The 286-nt window shown below is 24.5% G+C and carries 1 pseudogene; it reads left to right on the top strand.

The features are described 5' to 3' along the window. Positions 1 to 286 (top strand): annotated as a pseudogene (locus H2277_RS09240) (glycosyltransferase family 2 protein); the annotation flags it as partial.

Raw genomic sequence — 286 nt, 5'->3', positions numbered from 1 at the left:
TTCAGCAAGAAATTTAGGCATAGAATATTTCAGTAAAGAATATGAACTTAAAAATATTACTAATGATATTAAAGAAAATTCTTTAATAGAATTTAGCATAGAAGGAAATAATGAAATATATAAAGTCTATAAAAGTTCTAAATTTTTTAAAAACAAAGATGAGCTTTTAAATTTTAAAACCCCTAATATAGATTATATTATCTTTTTAGATCCAGATGATTATTGGGAGTTAAACTGTATAGAAGAATGTGTCCCTAGAATGGATGGGGTTGAAGTGGTTTGGTTT

Origin of the sequence: Campylobacter sp. W0014 (assembly GCF_020135975.1) — a bacterium.
GTDB lineage: Bacteria > Campylobacterota > Campylobacteria > Campylobacterales > Campylobacteraceae > Campylobacter_D.
The sequence above is the reverse complement of the archived record's forward strand: the minus strand, read 5'-3'. Positions and strand labels throughout refer to the sequence as shown.